Source organism: Lysobacter soli (assembly GCF_009755585.1).
Taxonomy (GTDB): Bacteria; Pseudomonadota; Gammaproteobacteria; order Xanthomonadales; family Xanthomonadaceae; genus Lysobacter_J; species Lysobacter_J soli.
This window is the reverse complement of sequence record NZ_CP046603.1, coordinates 1,055,815-1,074,100: the sequence shown is the minus strand read 5'-3', so window position 1 is coordinate 1,074,100 and position 18,286 is coordinate 1,055,815. Positions and strand designations below refer to the sequence as shown.

13 protein-coding genes and 5 tRNA genes are annotated in these 18,286 nt (G+C 64.9%); all 18 read right to left on the bottom strand.

Annotated elements, in window-relative coordinates; all coding sequences use genetic code 11:
- Window positions 1-67: 67 nt before the first annotated feature.
- The 18 genes from rpoC to GOY17_RS04860 all read right to left on the bottom strand — a co-directional run bounded on the left by rpoC (window position 68) and on the right by GOY17_RS04860 (window position 18,274).
- The gene (rpoC, locus tag GOY17_RS04945) at window positions 68-4,297 is read right to left on the bottom strand and encodes a DNA-directed RNA polymerase subunit beta' (RefSeq protein ID WP_115843885.1); all 4,230 of its coding nucleotides are present in this window, start codon (window positions 4,295-4,297) and stop codon (window positions 68-70) included.
- A 95-nt stretch (window positions 4,298-4,392) separates the two neighbouring features.
- Window positions 4,393-8,562 (bottom strand): DNA-directed RNA polymerase subunit beta, encoded by a 4,170-nt coding sequence (rpoB, locus tag GOY17_RS04940; RefSeq protein ID WP_157029550.1) that lies wholly within the window; start codon window positions 8,560-8,562, stop codon window positions 4,393-4,395.
- 361 nt (window positions 8,563-8,923) lie between these two features.
- A complete protein-coding gene (rplL, locus tag GOY17_RS04935; RefSeq protein ID WP_115843889.1) occupies window positions 8,924-9,295 on the bottom strand; it encodes a 50S ribosomal protein L7/L12 in 372 nt (123 codons plus the stop codon).
- Window positions 9,296-9,355: 60 nt separating this feature from the next.
- A complete protein-coding gene (gene rplJ / locus GOY17_RS04930) occupies window positions 9,356-9,886 on the bottom strand; it encodes a 50S ribosomal protein L10 (RefSeq protein WP_115843891.1) in 531 nt (176 codons plus the stop codon).
- 379 nt (window positions 9,887-10,265) lie between these two features.
- The gene (gene rplA / locus GOY17_RS04925; RefSeq protein ID WP_115843893.1) at window positions 10,266-10,964 is read right to left on the bottom strand and encodes a 50S ribosomal protein L1; all 699 of its coding nucleotides are present in this window, start codon (window positions 10,962-10,964) and stop codon (window positions 10,266-10,268) included.
- A 3-nt stretch (window positions 10,965-10,967) separates the two neighbouring features.
- Window positions 10,968-11,396, bottom strand: coding sequence for a 50S ribosomal protein L11 (gene rplK / locus GOY17_RS04920; protein ID WP_115843895.1), 429 nt, complete (start codon window positions 11,394-11,396; stop codon window positions 10,968-10,970).
- Between the two features lie 176 nt (window positions 11,397-11,572).
- A complete protein-coding gene (nusG, locus tag GOY17_RS04915) occupies window positions 11,573-12,142 on the bottom strand; it encodes a transcription termination/antitermination protein NusG (protein WP_115843897.1) in 570 nt (189 codons plus the stop codon).
- Between the two features lie 4 nt (window positions 12,143-12,146).
- Window positions 12,147-12,524, bottom strand: a complete 378-nt coding sequence (secE, locus tag GOY17_RS04910) for a preprotein translocase subunit SecE (RefSeq protein WP_115843981.1) — start codon at window positions 12,522-12,524, stop codon at window positions 12,147-12,149.
- A gap of 88 nt (window positions 12,525-12,612) precedes the next feature.
- A tRNA-Trp gene (locus GOY17_RS04905) sits at window positions 12,613-12,688 on the bottom strand.
- 156 nt (window positions 12,689-12,844) lie between these two features.
- Window positions 12,845-14,035, bottom strand: coding sequence for an elongation factor Tu (gene tuf, locus GOY17_RS04900; RefSeq protein WP_115843879.1), 1,191 nt, complete (start codon window positions 14,033-14,035; stop codon window positions 12,845-12,847).
- Window positions 14,036-14,083: 48 nt separating this feature from the next.
- Window positions 14,084-14,159: transfer RNA gene (locus GOY17_RS04895), tRNA-Thr, on the bottom strand.
- A gap of 35 nt (window positions 14,160-14,194) precedes the next feature.
- Window positions 14,195-14,268: transfer RNA gene (locus tag GOY17_RS04890), tRNA-Gly, on the bottom strand.
- An 85-nt stretch (window positions 14,269-14,353) separates the two neighbouring features.
- A tRNA-Tyr gene (locus GOY17_RS04885) sits at window positions 14,354-14,439 on the bottom strand.
- A 128-nt stretch (window positions 14,440-14,567) separates the two neighbouring features.
- Window positions 14,568-15,659, bottom strand: a complete 1,092-nt coding sequence (gene ychF, locus GOY17_RS04880) for a redox-regulated ATPase YchF (protein WP_157029549.1) — start codon at window positions 15,657-15,659, stop codon at window positions 14,568-14,570.
- A gap of 75 nt (window positions 15,660-15,734) precedes the next feature.
- Window positions 15,735-16,313, bottom strand: a complete 579-nt coding sequence (pth, locus tag GOY17_RS04875) for an aminoacyl-tRNA hydrolase (protein ID WP_115843901.1) — start codon at window positions 16,311-16,313, stop codon at window positions 15,735-15,737.
- A 54-nt stretch (window positions 16,314-16,367) separates the two neighbouring features.
- Entirely contained in the window at window positions 16,368-17,021 is a 654-nt protein-coding gene (locus GOY17_RS04870) for a 50S ribosomal protein L25/general stress protein Ctc (protein ID WP_157029548.1), read from the bottom strand.
- A gap of 107 nt (window positions 17,022-17,128) precedes the next feature.
- Window positions 17,129-18,088 (bottom strand): ribose-phosphate diphosphokinase, encoded by a 960-nt coding sequence (locus GOY17_RS04865; protein WP_157029547.1) that lies wholly within the window; start codon window positions 18,086-18,088, stop codon window positions 17,129-17,131.
- Window positions 18,089-18,197: 109 nt separating this feature from the next.
- Window positions 18,198-18,274 (bottom strand) — tRNA-Gln (locus GOY17_RS04860).
- Window positions 18,275-18,286: the final 12 nt, after the last annotated feature.

Sequence of the window (18,286 nt, the reverse complement as noted above, 5' to 3'; positions counted from 1 at the left end):
GGTCCGCGAAAGCGCCGGAATTGTACCGGCAAACCGGGCGGGTGGGAACCCGCCCGGCATGCACTCCTTACGAAGCGCTGGACTCCTCGCCCTGCACGTCAGCCGTTTCGGCCGCGGGCTCGGCGGCGGTCGTCACCGGCGTGGCAAGCGCCTCCAGTTCCGACTCCGTCAGGCCCGTGGCACCGCGGCGGCGCTGGGTGTGGTATGCCAGACCCGTACCCGCCGGGATCAGGCGACCCACGATCACGTTCTCCTTCAGGCCACGCAGGCCGTCGCGGGTACCGCGCACGGCGGCCTCGGTCAGCACGCGCGTGGTTTCCTGGAAGGAAGCCGCCGAGATGAACGACTCGGTCGCCAGCGAGGCCTTGGTGATGCCCAGCAGGACAGGCTCGAAGCCGGCCACGATCTCGCCGCGGGCGGCCAGGCGTGCGTTCTCCTCGATGAGGCGCTGACGCTCGATCTGCTCGCCGTTGAGGAACTTGCTGTCGCCCTGGTCGGTGATCTCGACCTTGCGCAGCATCTGGCGAACGATCACCTCGATGTGCTTGTCGTTGATCTTCACGCCCTGCAGGCGGTAGACGTCCTGGATTTCCTTCGTCAGGTACACGGCCAGCGGCTCGACACCCAGCAGGCGCAGGATGTCCTGCGGGCTCGGCTCGCCGTCCACCACGGTCTCGCCCTTCTCCACGTGCTCGCCTTCGAACACGATGATCTGGCGGTACTTCGGAATGAGCTCTTCGTGCTCGTTGCCGTCGGTGTCCTTGATGATCAGGCGCTGCTTGCCCTTGGTGTCCTTGCCGAACGACACGATGCCCGAACGCTCGGCCAGCACGGCCGGATCCTTCGGCTTGCGGGCTTCGAACAGGTCGGCCACGCGCGGCAGACCGCCCGTGATGTCGCGGGTCTTCGACGCTTCCTGCGGGATCTTCGCGACCACGTCGCCCACGCCCACCGGCGCGCCGTCCTGCAGGTTGACGATCGAGCGCGGGGGCAGCAGGTACTGCGCCGGCAGGTCGGTACCCGGGATGGACAGGTCCTTGCCGTTCTTGTCGACGATGCGGACGATCGGACGCAGGTCCTTGCCCTGCGAACCGCGACGCTTCGGATCGGTGATCTCGCGCGAGGCCAGGCCGGTCAGTTCGTCCGTCTTCTCGATGACGGTGACGCCGTCGACGAAGTCGATGAAGCGCACGAAACCTGCCACTTCCGACACGATCGGGTGGTTATGCGGATCCCAGTTGGCGACCGTCTGGCCAGCCTTGATGTCCGCGCCGTCCTTCACGTTGACGGTCGCACCGTACGGCAGCTTGTAGCGCTCACGCTCGCGGCCGTGGCCGTCGAGCACCGACAGTTCGCCCGAACGCGAGACCGCCACCAGGTTGCCCGTGGCGTGCTCGACGTGCTTGAGGTTGTTGAACTTGATCGTACCGGTGGTCTTGACCGTGACGTTGTCGATGGCCGCCGCACGCGACGCCGCGCCACCGATGTGGAACGTACGCATCGTCAGCTGCGTACCCGGCTCGCCGATCGACTGCGCGGCGACGACGCCGACCGCTTCGCCGTGGTTGACCAGGTGACCGCGACCCAGGTCGCGACCGTAGCAGTGCGCGCACACGCCGAACGAGCTGGAGCAGGTGATCGTCGAGCGCACCTTGATCGACTGGACGCTCGCGTCCTCGAGCTTCTGCACCCAGGCTTCGTCGAGCAGGGTGTTGCGCGTCACGATCGGCTCGTCGTCGTTGCCCGGCAGGAACACGTCCTCGGCCACGACGCGACCCAGCACGCGGTCGCGCAGCGGTTCGACCACGTCGCCGCCTTCTACGATCGGGGTCATCGTCAGACCTTCGAACGTGCCGCAATCGGTTTCGGTGATCACCACGTCCTGCGCCACGTCGACGAGGCGACGGGTCAGGTAACCCGAGTTCGCCGTCTTCAGCGCGGTATCGGCCAGACCCTTACGGGCACCGTGGGTCGAGATGAAGTACTGGAGGACGTTCAGGCCTTCGCGGAAGTTCGCGGTGATCGGCGTCTCGATGATCGAGCCGTCGGGCTTGGCCATCAGGCCGCGCATACCCGCCAGCTGACGGATCTGCGCCTGCGAACCACGCGCGCCGGAGTCGGCCATGATGTAGATCGAGTTCATCGACTTCTGGTCGATGGTCTCGCCCTTCGCGTTCTGCACCTTCTCGGTGCCGATCGCGTCCATCATCGCCTTGGCCACGCGCTCGTTCGTGCGCGACCAGATGTCGACGACCTTGTTGTAGCGCTCGCCGGCGGTGACCAGGCCCGACTGGTACTGCTCCTGGATTTCCAGGACTTCGGCCTCGGCCTCGTCCAGGATGCCCTTCTTCTCGACCGGGATGAGCATGTCGTCGATGCCGATCGACACGCCGGCCCGCGTTGCGTAGCCGAAGCCGGTGTACATCAGCTTGTCGGCGAACACGACCGTGTCCTTCAGGCCGAGCATGCGATAGCACGAGTTGATCAGGCGGCTGATGTTCTTCTTGGTCAGCTCGACGTTGGCCAGTGCGAACGGCAGGCCTTCCGGCAGGATTTCACGCAGCAGGGCGCGGCCCACGGTCGTGTCGACGATCGAGGTCTTCTGCTCGGTGGTGCCGTCCTCGTTCTTCACCGTCTCGGTGATGCGCACCTTGCACTTGGCGTGCAGCTGCACGACGCGGTTGTCGTAGGCGCGCTTCACTTCGGCGACGTTCGCGAACGCCATGCCCTCGCCCGCCTTGTTCTCCAGGGCGCGGGTCATGTAGTACAGGCCGAGCACGACGTCCTGCGACGGCACGATGATCGGCTCGCCGTTCGCCGGCGACAGGATGTTGTTCGACGCCATCATCAGCGCACGCGCTTCCAGCTGGGCTTCCAGCGAGAGCGGCACGTGGACGGCCATCTGGTCACCGTCGAAGTCGGCGTTGAACGCGGTGCAGACCAGCGGATGCAGCTGGATCGCCTTGCCTTCGATCAGCACCGGCTCGAACGCCTGGATGCCCAGGCGGTGCAGCGTCGGCGCGCGATTCAGCAGGACCGGATGCTCGCGGATCACCTCTTCGAGGATGTCCCACACCTCGGCCTCTTCGCGCTCGACGAGCTTCTTGGCGGCCTTGATGGTCGTGGCCAGGCCACGGCGCTGCAGCTTGGCGAAGATGAAGGGCTTGAACAGCTCCAGCGCCATCTTCTTCGGCAGGCCGCACTCGTGCAGGCGCAGGGTCGGACCGACCACGATGACCGAACGGCCCGAGTAGTCCACGCGCTTGCCGAGCAGGTTCTGGCGGAAGCGACCCTGCTTGCCCTTGATCATGTCGGCGAGCGACTTGAGCGGGCGCTTGTTGGTGCCGGTGATGGCACGGCCGCGACGGCCGTTGTCCATCAGCGCGTCGACCGATTCCTGCAGCATGCGCTTCTCGTTGCGCACGATGATGTCGGGCGCGTTGAGTTCGAGCAGGCGACGCAGGCGGTTGTTGCGGTTGATGACGCGGCGGTACAGGTCGTTCAGGTCGGAGGTCGCGAAGCGGCCGCCGTCCAGCGGAACCAGCGGGCGCAGGTCCGGCGGCAGCACCGGCAGCACGGTCATGACCATCCACTCCGGACGGTTGCCGGATTCGAGGAAGGCTTCGACCAGCTTGATGCGCTTGGTGAGGCGCTTGAGCTTGGTTTCGCTGTTGGTCGCGGCGATCTCTTCCTTCAGCGTGACCATTTCCGACTGCAGGTCGATCGTGCGCAGCAGCTCGTAGACGGCTTCGGCGCCCATCGCGGCCTCGAAGTCATCGCCGTGCTCCTGGCGCGCCTGCAGGAACTGCTCTTCGGTGAGCAGCGTGCCGCGCTCGAGCGCGGTCAGGCCCGGCTCCGTCACCACGTAGGCTTCGAAGTACAGGATGCGTTCGATGTCGCGCAGCGTCATGTCCAGCATCAGGCCGATGCGGGACGGGAGCGACTTCAGGAACCAGATGTGCGCGACCGGCGAGGCCAGGTCGATGTGGCCCATGCGCTCGCGACGCACCTTGGCCAGCGTCACTTCCGTGCCGCACTTCTCGCACACCACACCGCGGTGCTTCATGCGCTTGTACTTGCCGCACAGGCACTCGTAGTCCTTGATCGGCCCGAAGATCGCGGCGCAGAACAGGCCGTCGCGCTCGGGCTTGAAGGTGCGGTAGTTGATGGTTTCCGGCTTCTTCACTTCGCCGTAGGACCACGAACGGATCAGGTCCGGCGAAGCCAGCGCGATCTTGATGGCGTCGAAGTCGATCGCCGTGCGCTGCTGGTTGAAGAGGTTGAGCAAATCTTTCATGTCTTTCTCCAATCGGAGGAATTCGTCGATGGGCTGTAGATCGCTTAATCAATGCAGCGGGAAGCGCGCGTTCCGCGGCGCTTCCCGCCAGCCGATCAGTTTTCTTCCAGCTCCATGTTGATCGCGAGCGAGCGGATTTCCTTCACCAGGACGTTGAAGGACTCCGGCATGCCGGCCACCATCTCGTACTCGCCGTCGACGATGTTCTTGTACATCTGGTTGCGGCCCTGCACGTCGTCGGACTTCACCGTCAGCATTTCCTGCAGGGTGTAGGCCGCGCCGTAGGCTTCCAGCGCCCAGACTTCCATTTCGCCGAAACGCTGGCCGCCGAACTGCGCCTTGCCGCCCAGCGGCTGCTGGGTGACGAGCGAGTACGGACCGGTCGAACGCGCGTGCATCTTGTCGTCGACCAGGTGGTTCAGCTTCAGCATGTGCATGTAGCCGACGGTGACCTTGCGCTCGAACGCTTCGCCGGTGCGACCGTCGAACAGTTCGGTCTGGCCGCTGGACGGAAGGTCTGCCAGTTCCAGCATGCGCTTGATCTCCGACTCGGCCGCACCGTCGAACACCGGCGTCGCCATCGGCACGCCGTCGGTGAGGTTTTTCGCCAGACGCAGCAGTTCCTCGTCGGTGAACTGCGTCAGGTCGACGCGCTCACCCACCACCGAGTTGTCGTGGTTGTAGATGTCGTTGAGGAACTTGCGCAGCTCGCCGATCGCCTGCTGTGCTTCCAGCATGCGCTGGATCTTCTGGCCCAGGCCCTTGGCGGCCCAGCCCAGATGCACTTCGAGGATCTGGCCGATGTTCATACGCGACGGCACGCCCAGCGGGTTCAGGACGATGTCGACGGTCTGGCCGTCGGCCGCGTACGGCATGTCCTGCACCGGCACGATGGTCGACACGACACCCTTGTTGCCGTGACGGCCGGCCATCTTGTCGCCCGGCTGGATGCGGCGCTTCACCGCGAGGAACACCTTCACCATCTTCAGCACGCCCGGAGCGAGGTCGTCGCCCTGGGTGATCTTGCCGCGCTTGTCGGCGAAGCGCTTCTCGAACTCCGCCTTGTGCACTTCGATCTGCTTCTGCGCGCGCTCGATCGCCTCGACGGCTTCGTCGTCCTTCATGCGCAGCGTGAACCAGTCCTTGCGCGACAGGCCATCGAGCACCAGCGAGGTGACGGTGTCGCCCTTCTTCAGGCCACCGCCGCCGTTGGCGATGCGGCCGACGAGCTGCGACTTCAGGCGGTCGTAGATCGCCGCTTCGAGGATGCGGAACTGGTCGTCGAAGTCCTTCTTGACGCGACGGATTTCCGATTCCTCGATCTGGCGGGCGCGCTTGTCCTTCTCGATGCCGTCGCGGGTGAAGACCTGCACGTCGATGACGGTGCCGTCCATGCCCGGCGGCACGCGCAGCGAGCTGTCCTTAACGTCGGACGCCTTCTCGCCGAAGATCGCGCGGAGCAGCTTTTCTTCCGGCGTCAGCTGGCTCTCGCCCTTCGGCGTGACCTTGCCGACGAGGATGTCGCCCGCACGCACTTCGGCGCCGATGTACACCACGCCCGACTCGTCGAGGCGGTTCAGCGCCTGCTCGGAGACGTTCGGGATGTCGGCGGAGATTTCCTCCGGACCCAGCTTGGTGTCGCGCGCGACGCAGGTCAGCTCTTCGATGTGGATCGTGGTGTAACGATCCTGCTCGACCACGCGCTCGGAGAGCAGGATCGAGTCTTCGAAGTTGTAGCCGTTCCACGGCATGAACGCGACCAGCATGTTCTGGCCGAGCGCGAGCTCGCCGATGTCCGTCGACGGACCGTCGGCCAGCACGTCGCCGCGCGCGACCACGTCGCCCACGTTGACCAGCGGACGCTGGTTGATGCAGGTGTTCTGGTTCGAACGCGTGTACTTGATCAGCGTGTAGATGTCGACGCCGGCGTCGGTCTCACCGACGATCTCCGACTCGTTCACCTTCACCACGATGCGGCCCGCGTCGATCTGCTCGATCACGCCGCCGCGACGCGCGTTCACCGTCACGCCCGAGTCGCGCGCCACGGCGCGCTCGATGCCGGTGCCGACCAGCGGCTTCTGCGCACGCAGCGTCGGCACGGCCTGGCGCTGCATGTTCGCGCCCATCAGTGCGCGGTTGGCGTCGTCATGCTCGAGGAACGGAACCAGCGCCGCCGCGACCGACACGGTCTGCATCGGCGAGACGTCCATGAAGTGGATCTCGTTCGGCGGACGCAGCATCGACTCGCCCTGGTAACGGCACGCGACGAACTGGGCGGTGATCGTGCCCTTCTCGTCCTGCGGCGCGTTGGCCTGCGCGATGACGTACTCGTTCTCTTCGATCGCCGACAGGTACTCGACGTCGTCGGTCACGCGGCCGTCCACGACCTTGCGGTACGGCGTCTCGAGGAAGCCGTACTTGTTGGTGCGTGCGAACACGGCCAGCGAGTTGATCAGGCCGATGTTCGGGCCTTCCGGCGTCTCGATGGTGCAGACGCGGCCGTAATGGGTCGGGTGCACGTCGCGCACTTCGAAGCCGGCGCGCTCACGGGTCAGGCCGCCCGGGCCGAGGGCCGACACGCGACGCTTGTGCGTGACTTCCGACAGCGGGTTGTTCTGGTCCATGAACTGCGACAGCTGCGAGGAGCCGAAGAACTCCTTGATCGCGGCAGCCACCGGCTTGGCGTTGATGAGTTCCTGCGGCGTCAGGCCTTCGGACTCGGCCATCGACAGGCGCTCCTTCACGGCGCGCTCGACGCGGACCAGGCCGACGCGGAACACGTTCTCGGCCATTTCGCCGACCGAACGCACGCGACGGTTGCCCAGGTGGTCGATGTCGTCGACGGTGCCGCGACCGTTGCGGATCTCGGTCAGCACGCGGATGACGTCGAGGATGTCCGACGTGTTGCCGCACTCGCCACGCAGGCGCACGGACTCTTCGTCCTTGCGCTCGGCGAAGTACTTGGCGTCGTACAGCACCGACGCGCCCTCGGTTTCCTTGCGGCCAAGGCGACGGTTGAACTTCATGCGACCCACGGCCGACAGGTCGTAGCGCTCGAAGGTGAAGAACAGGTTGTGGAACAGGTTCTGAGCGGCGTCCTTGGTCGGCGGCTCGCCCGGACGCATCATGCGGTAGATCTCGACCAGCGCTTCCAGCTGCGTCTTGGTCGCGTCGATGCGCAGGGTGTGCGAGAGGTACGCACCGCGATCGAGGTCGTTCACCCACAACGTGCCGACGGTTTCGATGCCCGCCTTGCGGAAGGCGACCAGATGGTCTTCGGTGATCTCGTCGTTGGCCGTAGCCAGCAGTTCGCCGGACTTCGTGTCGACGACGTCATGCGACAGGATGCGGCCGACCAGGTATTCGTCCGGCACGGCGAGCGCGGCCACGCCGGCCTGCTCAAGCTGCTTGACGTGGCGAGCGGTGATGCGGCGGCCGGCTTCGACGATGACCTTCTCGCCGTCGGCGAGGTCGAAGTTCAGCGTTTCGCCACGCAGGCGCTCCGGCACGAGCTCCAGCTGCACGCCTTCGTTCGGATCGATGTGGAACGTGTTGACCTCGAAGAACTCGCGCAGCATTTCCTCGTTGTTGTAACCGAGCGCACGCAGCAGCACGGTCACCGGCAACTTGCGGCGACGGTCGATACGGGTGAACAGCGCGTCCTTCGGGTCGAACTCGAAGTCCAGCCACGAACCGCGGTAGGGAATGATGCGGGCGCTGTACAGCAGCTTGCCCGAGCTGTGCGTCTTGCCACGGTCGTGGTCGAAGAACACGCCCGGCGAGCGGTGCAGCTGCGAGACGATGACGCGCTCGGTGCCGTTGACGATGAAGGTGCCGTTTTCGGTCATGAGCGGGATCTCGCCCATGTAGACCTCCTGCTCCTTCACGTACTTGATGGCCTTGGTCGACGACTCGCGGTCGTAGATCACCAGGCGCACGGTCACGCGCAGCGGCGCGCCGTAGGAGAGGCCGCGGTTGCGGCACTCGCGCTCGTCGAACGGGGGTTCGCCGAGCTTGTAGCCGACATACTCCAGCGCAGCGTTGCCGCTGTAGCTGACGATCGGGAACACCGACTTCAGCGCGGCATGGAGGCCGCGATCGGCACGCTTGGCCGGATCGGTGTGTTCCTGCAGGAACTCGCGGTAGGAATCGACCTGGATGGCCAGCAGGAAGGGCACTTCAAGGATCGACTTGCGCTTGCCGAAGTCCTTGCGGATGCGCTTCTTTTCGGTGAACGAATAATTCGTCGTGGAAGCCGTGGTCATGATGAGCTGCCGCCTCGGTTTTCTCTGGATCGAAGAATCGGATCGAGGGCGGATTCGCGGGGCTTGCGGGCGATGTCATTCCGGTCGGACTGACGTGCTGCGCTTGCGGCGTTTCCGTTTGGCTCGAAACTCGACCCCTCAGGGGAATGAACTGTCAGTTGGAAGCCGCGGGTATTGCCGGCACCCGCACGCCCTCTAGTGCTGCTTCCAACTACCAACTCGGTTGGGTTTTCTCTGTTGCAGGGAACCTGAAATTCCGCATTCCCTCTGGAACGGCCAAAGGCCGGGGACTTTCGTCCCCAGCCTTCAGGTGGTCGCCGGTACTGCGCTCTCGGTCAAGAGCTGGCGACGCGGGTACTGCTTACTTCAGCTCGACGGTCGCGCCAGCGGCCTCGAGTTCCTTCTTGAACTTGTCGGCTTCTTCCTTCGAAGCGCCTTCCTTCACGACGCCACCGGCTTCGGTCAGGTCCTTCGCTTCCTTCAGACCCAGGCCCGTGATGGCGCGGACGGCCTTGATGACGTCGACCTTCTTCGCACCGGCATCCTTCAGGATGACGTTGAACTCGGTCTGCTCTTCGACGGCCGGGCCGGCAGCGGCCGGGCCAGCGGCCATCATGACCGGGGCAGCGGCGGAGACGCCGAACTTGTCTTCGATCGCCTTGACCAGGTCCATGACCTGGCTGATGGTCATGCCGGCAACGGCGTCGACGATCTGTTCGTTGGTAAGGGACATGTTGTTAACCTCTGGAAATATTTGAACGTACGAATCGGTTCAGTCGCATCGACGAGCGGCTTATGCCGGCTCGGCTGCGGCCTCGGCAGTTGCTTCTTCGCCACCACCCTGCTTGTCGGCCACGGCCTTGACGGCACGGCCAAACATGGTGACCGGCTCGGCCAGGACGCGGGCCAGCATGGCCAGGGCCTGTTCGCGGGTCGGCAGGGCAGCGAGGAACTCGACGTGCTCGCCCGGAAAGAGCTTGCCGTCGATGGAAACGACCTTCGCCTGCAGCTTGTCGTTGGTCTTGGCGAATTCCTTGATCAGACGCCCGGCAGCACCGGGGTCTTCCGACGAGAACGCATACAGCAGCGGACCGACCAGTGCATCCTTCGTGCACTCGAAGTCGGTACCTTCGACGGCGCGCGCAGCCAGCGTGTTCTTTGCAACCTTCAAGAACACACCGGTTTCGCGAGCCTTCTTGCGCATCGCGGTCATCTGACTGACCGTGGTGCCTGCGTACTCGGCAGCGACCAAGGAGTGCGCCTTCGAAGCGACTTCCGCCAGTTCGGCGACTACTTCTTGCTTCTGGGACAGATTGAGAGCCATTGCACTCCTCCAAATGAACTCCGCTCACGGCTCCAGCCGCTTGCGGTCCTGGGCGGCACCTGATCCCTGGCGCCGGGGATGTCGAAGCATCCCGGTGGTGGCCAATCCAGAAAGATTTCCAGAAGGCACCATCTACGCAGGCCGACCCGGAAAGGTCCGGATTAAGCAGCCCCGCTTCCACCGACGGCGATTCCCTGCCATGTCGAGCATCCGTGCCCGTCGCCGGTAGGCGCTGACCGCACCTGCGGTCTTTGACGGCTGCCGCGCGGACCGGAGTCCTTGCGACGCCCTCAAAAGTTTCGTCCGTCGATTCGACGCGCGGATCGGGGACGTTTGATTCATCGGACGTCCTCGCGCGAAGCGCGAGGACGTCGCTACATCACTTCAGCGTCAGCGAAGCCTGGTCCACGGTCACGCCGGGACCCATGGTCGAGCTGATCGAGATCTTCTGCAGGTACTGACCCTTCGCGGTCGCCGGCTTGGCCTTGATCAGGTCGAGCAGCAGGGCGTGCAGGTTGTCCTTCAGCGAGGCGTCTTCGAACGAGGCCTTGCCGATGGTGCAGTGGATGATGCCGGCCTTGTCGGTGCGGTAACGCACCTGGCCGCCCTTGGCGTTCTTGACCGCTTCGGCCGGGTTCGGCGAGACGGTACCGACCTTCGGGTTCGGCATCAGGCCGCGCGGGCCGAGCACCTGGCCCAGCTTGCCGACGACGCGCATGGCGTCCGGCGTGGCGATGACGACGTCGTAGTTCAGGTCGCCGGCCATCATCTTCTCGGCCAGGTCGTCCATACCGACGGCTTCGGCGCCAGCAGCCAGGGCTTCGTCAGCCTTCGCGCCGGCGGGGGCGAACACCGCCACGCGCACGGACTTGCCGGTACCGGCCGGCAGCACGGTCGAACCGCGGACCTGCTGGTCGGACTTCTTCGCGTCCACGCCCAGGCGCACGGCCACGTCGACGGACTCGACGAACTTGGCCTTGGTGGCGGACTTGATGATCTTGATCGCTTCGTCGAAGGCGTACGCCTTGCCCGGAACGACGGCGGCCTTGATGGCCTTTTCGCGCTTGGTCATTGCCATGTCTTAACCCTCCACCACCAGGCCCATGCTGCGGGCCGAACCCGCAATCGTCTTCACCGCCGCATCCAGGTCAGCCGCCGTCAGGTCGGCTTCCTTCTGCTTGGCGATGGCTTCCAGCTGGGCACGGGTGACCTTGCCCACCTTCTCGGTGTTCGGGCGCTTGGAGCCGGAGGTGATGCCCACGGCCTTCTTCAGCAGCACCGAAGCCGGGGTCGACTTGGTGACGAAGGTGAACGTACGGTCGGAGTACGCGGTAATGATGACCGGGGTCGGAAGACCCGGCTCAAGCTTGGAGGTCGCGGCGTTGAAGGCCTTGCAGAACTCCATGATGTTCAGGCCGCGCTGACCCAGGGCCGGGCCGACCGGCGGCGAGGGGTTGGCCTGACCGGCCTTCACCTGCAGCTTGATGTAACCAACTACTTTCTTAGCCATTGCTCTCTCTCCGGGTGCAAGCGCCTGGACGTCAGGCTCCCCATCGCGCCGGGAAAATCACGTGTCCCGACATCACGTTGGATCTGGATATGCCGCTGACACGGCAACGGCCGCCCCAAGGCGGCCGGCGTTCCGGCCCGCGCCCAAGGCAGCGAGCCGGCAAGTATAGCAGGGTTTTAGGCCTTTTCGACCTGGCCGAATTCCAGCTCGACCGGGGTCGAGCGGCCGAAGATCAGCACTGCGACGCGCAGGCGGCTCTTCTCGTAGTTGATTTCCTCGACCACGCCGTTGAAGTCGTTGAACGGGCCGTCGATGACGCGGACCATCTCGCCCGGCTCGAACAGGACCTTCGGCTTCGGCTTCTCCACACCTTCCTGAACACGCTGCAGGATGGCATCGGCTTCACGGTCGGCGATCGGGAGCGGGCGATCGGCGGTGCCGCCGATGAAGCCCATCACCTTCGGGGTTTCCTTGACCAGGTGCCAGCTCTCGTTGTCCATGCGCGGGATACCCGCTTCGTCATGGGTGGCGATCTGGACCAGGACGTAGCCCGGGAAGAACTTGCGCTCGGAGCGGCGCTTCTGGCCGGAACGCATCTCGACCACTTCTTCGGTCGGGACGAGCACTTCGCCGAACTTGTCCTGCATGCCGTCGCGGACGATGCGGTCGCGCAGCGTCTGGGCCACGGACTTCTCGAAGCCCGAATAGGCGTGGACCACGTACCAGCGCTTGTGCACTTCGGTCATTTGTTTACTGCCCCAGAATCAACTTGACCAGGAACTGGATGAACAGGTCCATGGCGGCGAGGATCAGGCTGAGCACTGCCACGGCAATGATCACCACCCACGTCGTGCGCATGGCTTCCTGGCGCGTCGGCCAGACCACCTTGCGCAGCTCGAAGCGCGACTCCGAGAGGAACTCGCGGGTCTGCAGACCCTTACCGCTGGTCAGGAACACGACGGCGGCGAGGACCAGGCCGGCAGCAACGGCCAGCGCGCGGAGCGGGCCCGCCCACTGGTCGAAATAGATGTACGCGGCAACGCCAGCGGCGACGAGCAGCACGGCGAGTGCGTACTTGACGATATCGCCGGCGGAGGCGGATCCGGGTTGTTCGACCTTGCTGTTCATCCGATCCATCGCGCGGCAGCCAGGCCGCGTCTGTTGTGGGTAAAGACCGACCACGTCTGACCGGACTTCTGCGGAGGACCCGCATGGGTGGCACGCCAGGAGGGACTCGAACCCCCAACCTGCGGTTTTGGAGACCGCTGCTCTGCCAATTGAGCTACTGGCGTATGGAACTAGTGTAGGGCTTTCTCAGACGGCAAAGGCGGACCGAAGTCCGCCCTGCTGCCTTTCCGGCGTCGCCCGGCCGCAGGGCGCGTCCGGGTCGTCGGATCCCGCTGAAGCGGGAGTGCCCCGCGCGCCTAAGGCGCACGGGGCGGGTTTTATTACTTCAGGATCTTCGCCACGACGCCGGCGCCGACGGTGCGGCCGCCTTCGCGGATCGCGAAGCGCAGGCCTTCGTCCATCGCGACCGGGTTGATCAGCGTGACGACCATCTTGATGTTGTCGCCCGGCATGACCATCTCGACGCCTTCCGGCAGCTCGACCGCACCGGTGATGTCGGTGGTGCGGAAGTAGAACTGCGGGCGGTAGCCCTTGAAGAACGGCGTGTGACGGCCGCCTTCGTCCTTCGACAGCACGTACACCTCGGCTTCGAACGTGGTGTGCGGCGTGATCGAACCCGGCTTGGCCAGCACCTGGCCGCGCTCGACGTCGTCACGCTTGGTGCCGCGCAGCAGCAGACCGGCGTTGTCGCCCGCCTGACCCTGGTCGAGCAGCTTGCGGAACATCTCGACGCCGGTGACCGTCGTCTTCTGCGTCGGACGGATGCCGACGATTTCGATTTCGTCGCCGACCTTGATGATGCCGCGCTCGATACGACCGGTCACCACGGTGCCGCGGCCCGAGATCGAGAACACGTCTTCCACCGGCATCAGGAACGGCTTGTCGACGTCACGCTGCGGTTCCGGGATGAACGTGTCCAGCGCTTCCACCAGCTTCAGGATCGCCGGCACGCCGATCTCCGACTGGTCGCCTTCCAGCGCCAGACGGGCCGAACCGTGGATGATCGGGGTGTCGTCGCCCGGGAACTCGTACTTGCTCAGCAGCTCGCGCACTTCCATCTCGACGAGCTCCAGCAGCTCGGCGTCGTCCACCATGTCGGCCTTGTTCAGGAACACGACGATGTACGGCACGCCCACCTGGCGCGACAGCAGGATGTGCTCGCGCGTCTGCGGCATCGGGCCGTCAGCGGCCGAGCACACCAGGATCGCGCCGTCCATCTGCGCCGCACCCGTGATCATGTTCTTCACGTAGTCGGCGTGGCCCGGGCAGTCCACGTGCGCGTAGTGGCGCGTCGGGCTTTCGTACTCGACGTGCGCCGTCGAGATCGTGATGCCGCGCGCCTTCTCTTCCGGCGCCGCGTCGATCGCGTCGTACGCCTTGAACTCGCCGCCGAAACGCTCCGCACCCACCTTCGTCAGTGCCGCCGTCAGCGTGGTCTTGCCGTGGTCGACGTGACCGATCGTGCCCACGTTCACGTGCGGCTTGGTGCGCTCAAACTTACCCTTGGCCATGACAGTCGACTCTCGCTTTAGGACGGTATACGGGTGGTACGGAAAAGATGGTGCTCACGAAAGGAATCGAACCTTCGACCTCCTCCTTACCAAGGAGGTGCTCTACCGACTGAGCTACGTGAGCAAGTTGTTCCAGCAGTTCGTCTGTCGCGGCATCAATGGAGCGGGAGACGGGAATCGAACCCGCACCATCAGCTTGGAAGGCTGAGGTTCTACCATTGAACTACTCCCGCGCCGGACAAACCTGCTTGGGTACTGCGCCGATGGTGGTAAGTCACCGGGTATTGCATCCACCAGACCTTGCGACCGGGTTGGAACTGGTGGAGGGAGGTGGATTCGAACCACCGAAGGCGTAAGCCAGCAGATTTACAGTCTGCCCCCGTTGGCCGCTTGGGTATCCCTCCAAAGAGCCCGCAATTTTGGGACTGGCCGGCGAGGTTGTCAACGCGTTTCACACATCAATTTTCACGCGAGGCGTCCTGCGCCGTTTCCCGCACCGCCCTCGCCCGCCGATGGAAGGCGGACAGGCGGCTTACACGTTGAAGCGGAAATGCAGCACGTCGCCTTCCTGGACGCGGTATTCCTTGCCTTCCAGACGCAGGCGGCCGGCATCGCGCGCGCCCGATTCGCCCTTGTACTTGATGAAATCGTCGTAGGCGATGGTTTCGGCGCGGATGAAGCCCTTCTCGAAATCGGTATGGATCACCGCAGCGGCCTGCGGCGCGGTCGAACCGGCCTTCACGGTCCAGGCGCGGACTTCCTTCACGCCGGCGGTGAAGTACGTCTGCAGGCCCAGCAGCTTGTAGGCGGCGCGAATCACCCGGTTCAGTCCCGGCTCGTCCAGGCCGAGGTCGGTCAGGAACGCATCGCGGTCGGCGTCATCGAGCTGGCTCAGTTCTTCCTCGATCGCCGCGCACACCGGCACGACTTCGGCGCCCTCGGTCACCGCGCGGGCGCGCACGGCGTCCAGGTGCGGGTTGTTCTCGAAGCCGTCCTCGAGCACGTTGGCGACGTACATCACCGGCTTCAGGGTGAGCAGGAAAAGATCGCGCAGCACGAGCTTGTCGTCATCCGACAGACCCAGCGCGCGCGCGGGCTTGCCGTCGTCGAGGCCGGCGCGCACGCGACCCAGCACTTCCACGCGGAGCTTCGCGTCCTTGTCGCCGGTCTTGGCCGAACGCTCGGCGCGCTGCAGCGCCTTCTCCACCGACTCCAGGTCGGCGAGCGCAAGCTCCGTGTCGATCGTGTCGATGTCGGAAATCGGATCGATGCGGTTGCTGACGTGGATGACGTCGTCGTTCTCGAAACAGCGCACGACATGCGTGATCGCATCGACTTCGCGGATGTGCGCGAGGAACTTGTTGCCCAGGCCTTCGCCGCTCGCGGCACCGGCAACGAGGCCGGCGATGTCGACGAACTCCACCGCGGTCGGAATGACCTTCTGCGGCTTGACGATTTCCGACAGCGCACTGAGGCGCGGATCCGGCACCGGCACGACGCCGACGTTCGGCTCGATCGTGCAGAACGGGAAATTGGCCGCGGCGATGCCGGCCTTGGTCAGGGCGTTGAAGAGGGTCGACTTGCCGACGTTCGGCAGGCCGACGATGCCGCATTTGATGCCCATGGCGGTATTCCGTGATTCGGGATTCGTGATTGGCGACTCGCGGCCGGCTGCGAATCGACAATCACCAATCGCGGATCATCGGCTGGTGTGCAGCCGCTTCATGGCTTCGTTGAAGTCGCCGGAAACGGCGAGCGGAAGCACGTCGTCGGCGTCGCTGATGGCGCGCAGGATCGATGCCTCATCGTCAGCGCCCGGCTTGCCCAGCACCCACGACGTCACGCGGTCCTTGTGGCCCGGATGACCGATGCCGATGCGCAGGCGGTGGTACTTGCCGTGTCCGAGCAGCTTGGTGATGTCGCGCAGGCCGTTCTGGCCGCCGTGGCCGCCGTCGAACTTCAGGCGCGCGGTACCGGGCGCGAGGTCCAGTTCGTCGTGGACGACCAGCATCTGTTCCGGCTCGATCTTCCAGTACCGCAGCGCGGCGGCGACCGACTTGCCGGAAAGGTTCATGAAGGTGGCGGGCTTCAACAGCCAGATCGGGCGGCCGGCGACGTCGATCTTCGCCGTCTCGCCGAACAGCTTGGATTCGAGCCCGAAGCGGACGCCCTGGCGCAACGCGAGGGCGTCCACAAACCAGAACCCGGCGTTGTGCCGGGTCCGGAGATGTTCGGCACCGGGATTTCCCAGGCCGACGATGAGGCGCAAACCGTCCATCGTGAAGTCACGCCGCAACCTGCCCGCTCGCGCGGGCAGGTCGTCGGGACGCGATTACTTCTCGTCCTTCTTGGCGGCCTTGGTCGCCGGCACTTCGGCCGACGGAGCCTCAGCGGTTTCTTCCGCCTCGACGCGGCCGTGCTTGGCGATCACGACGGCGACGTCGTGTTCCTTGCCCAGCTTCAGTTCCGGCAGCTCGACACCCTTCGGCAGCTTGACGTCCGACAGGTGGACGATGTCGCCGACCTTCAGGTTCGACAGGTCGATCTCGATGAACTCCGGCAGGTCGCGCGGCAGGCAGCTGACGGTGACTTCGTTGAGCTCGTGCGTGATGACCACGTCGGCCGACTTGCCGGCCGGCGAACCTTCCTGGCCGATGAAGTGCAGCGGCACCGACGCCTTCAGCGCGGCGTTCAGATCAACGCGCTGGAAGTCCAGGTGCATGATGATCTGCTTGAACGGATGGCGCTGGATGTCGCGCAGGAGCACGGCTTCGACGGTGCCGTCGATGTCGAGGTTCAGGATCGACGAGTAGAACCACTCGTTCTGCTGGGCCAGCCAGATCTTCTCGTGGTCGAGCTGGATCGCCTTCGGTTCGGACTTGCCGCCGTAGACGATGGCCGGGATGCTGGCGGCGTGGCGAAGGCGGCGGCTCGCACCCTTCCCTTCAACCTTGCGGCCAGTGGCCTTGAGGGTATGTTCGGACATTTTCGTTTACTCACTTCTACTGCGTTATGCCGCCTCGCGGCGGCGATGTGACTCTTCCGCGACCAGAAGAGCCTTGGACCAGGGCCGGAAACCGTCCCCGGAAAACTTCAATCCACGTACAGCGAACTGACCGACTCGCCGAACGCGACGCGTCGGATCGTCTCGGCCAGCAGCTCGGCGACGCTGAGCTGGCGGATCTTGCCGCAGGCCCGCGCCGCGTCGGACAGCTTGATGGTGTCGGTGACCACCAGCTCGTCGAGCTGCGACTTGGTCACGTTGTCCATCGCAGCACCCGACAGCACCGGGTGCGTGCAGTACGCGACCACCTTGGTCGCGCCCTGCGCCTTGAGCGCGTTCGCCGCGGCGCACAGCGTGCCGGCGGTATCGACGATGTCGTCGACGAGCACGCAGGTCTTGCCGGCGACATCACCGATGATGTTCATCACCGTGGCGACGTTGGCGCGCGGACGGCGCTTGTCGATGATCGCCAGGTCCGCGTCGTCCAGGCGCTTGGCGATCGCTCGCGCACGCACCACGCCGCCGACGTCGGGCGAGACCACCACCATGTTCTCCGTACCGTGCGCGCGCCAGATGTCGGCGAGCAGCAGCGGCGAGGCGTACACGTTGTCGACCGGGATGTCGAAGAAGCCCTGGATCTGGTCGGCATGCAGATCCACGGTCAGCACACGGTCGGTTCCGACCGCGCTGAACATCTTCGCCGCGACCTTGGCCGTGATCGGCACGCGCGAGGAGCGCGGGCGGCGATCCTGGCGGGCGTAGCCGAAGTACGGCACCACCGCGGTCACGCTGGCGGCCGAGGCGCGCTTGAGCGCGTCCACCAGCACCAGCAGTTCCATGAAGTTCTCCGCCGTCGGGGCGTTCGTCGGCTGGATGACGAACACTTCCTGGCGACGCACGTTCTCCTCGATCTCCACCTGCACTTCGCCGTCGGAGAAACGGCCGACCAGCGCCTTGCCCAGACGGATACCGAGCTCCTTGCACACCGAATCGGCGAGCGGGCGGTTGGCGTTGCCGCTGAAAATCAGCAGGTTGCGGTCGTTCTGCATGGTCTGGCCGGTCGGGGATCAAGGATTCGGGATTGGGGATTCGGCCGTGTGAAGCGAAATCCCCAATCCCGAATGCCCGATCCTCAAGCTGGATGTTCGTCGATGGAGTTGGCAGGGGCGGTAGGATTCGAACCTACGAATGCCGGGATCAAAACCCGGTGCCTTGGGCCACTTGGCGACGCCCCTGCAGTGGAGCCC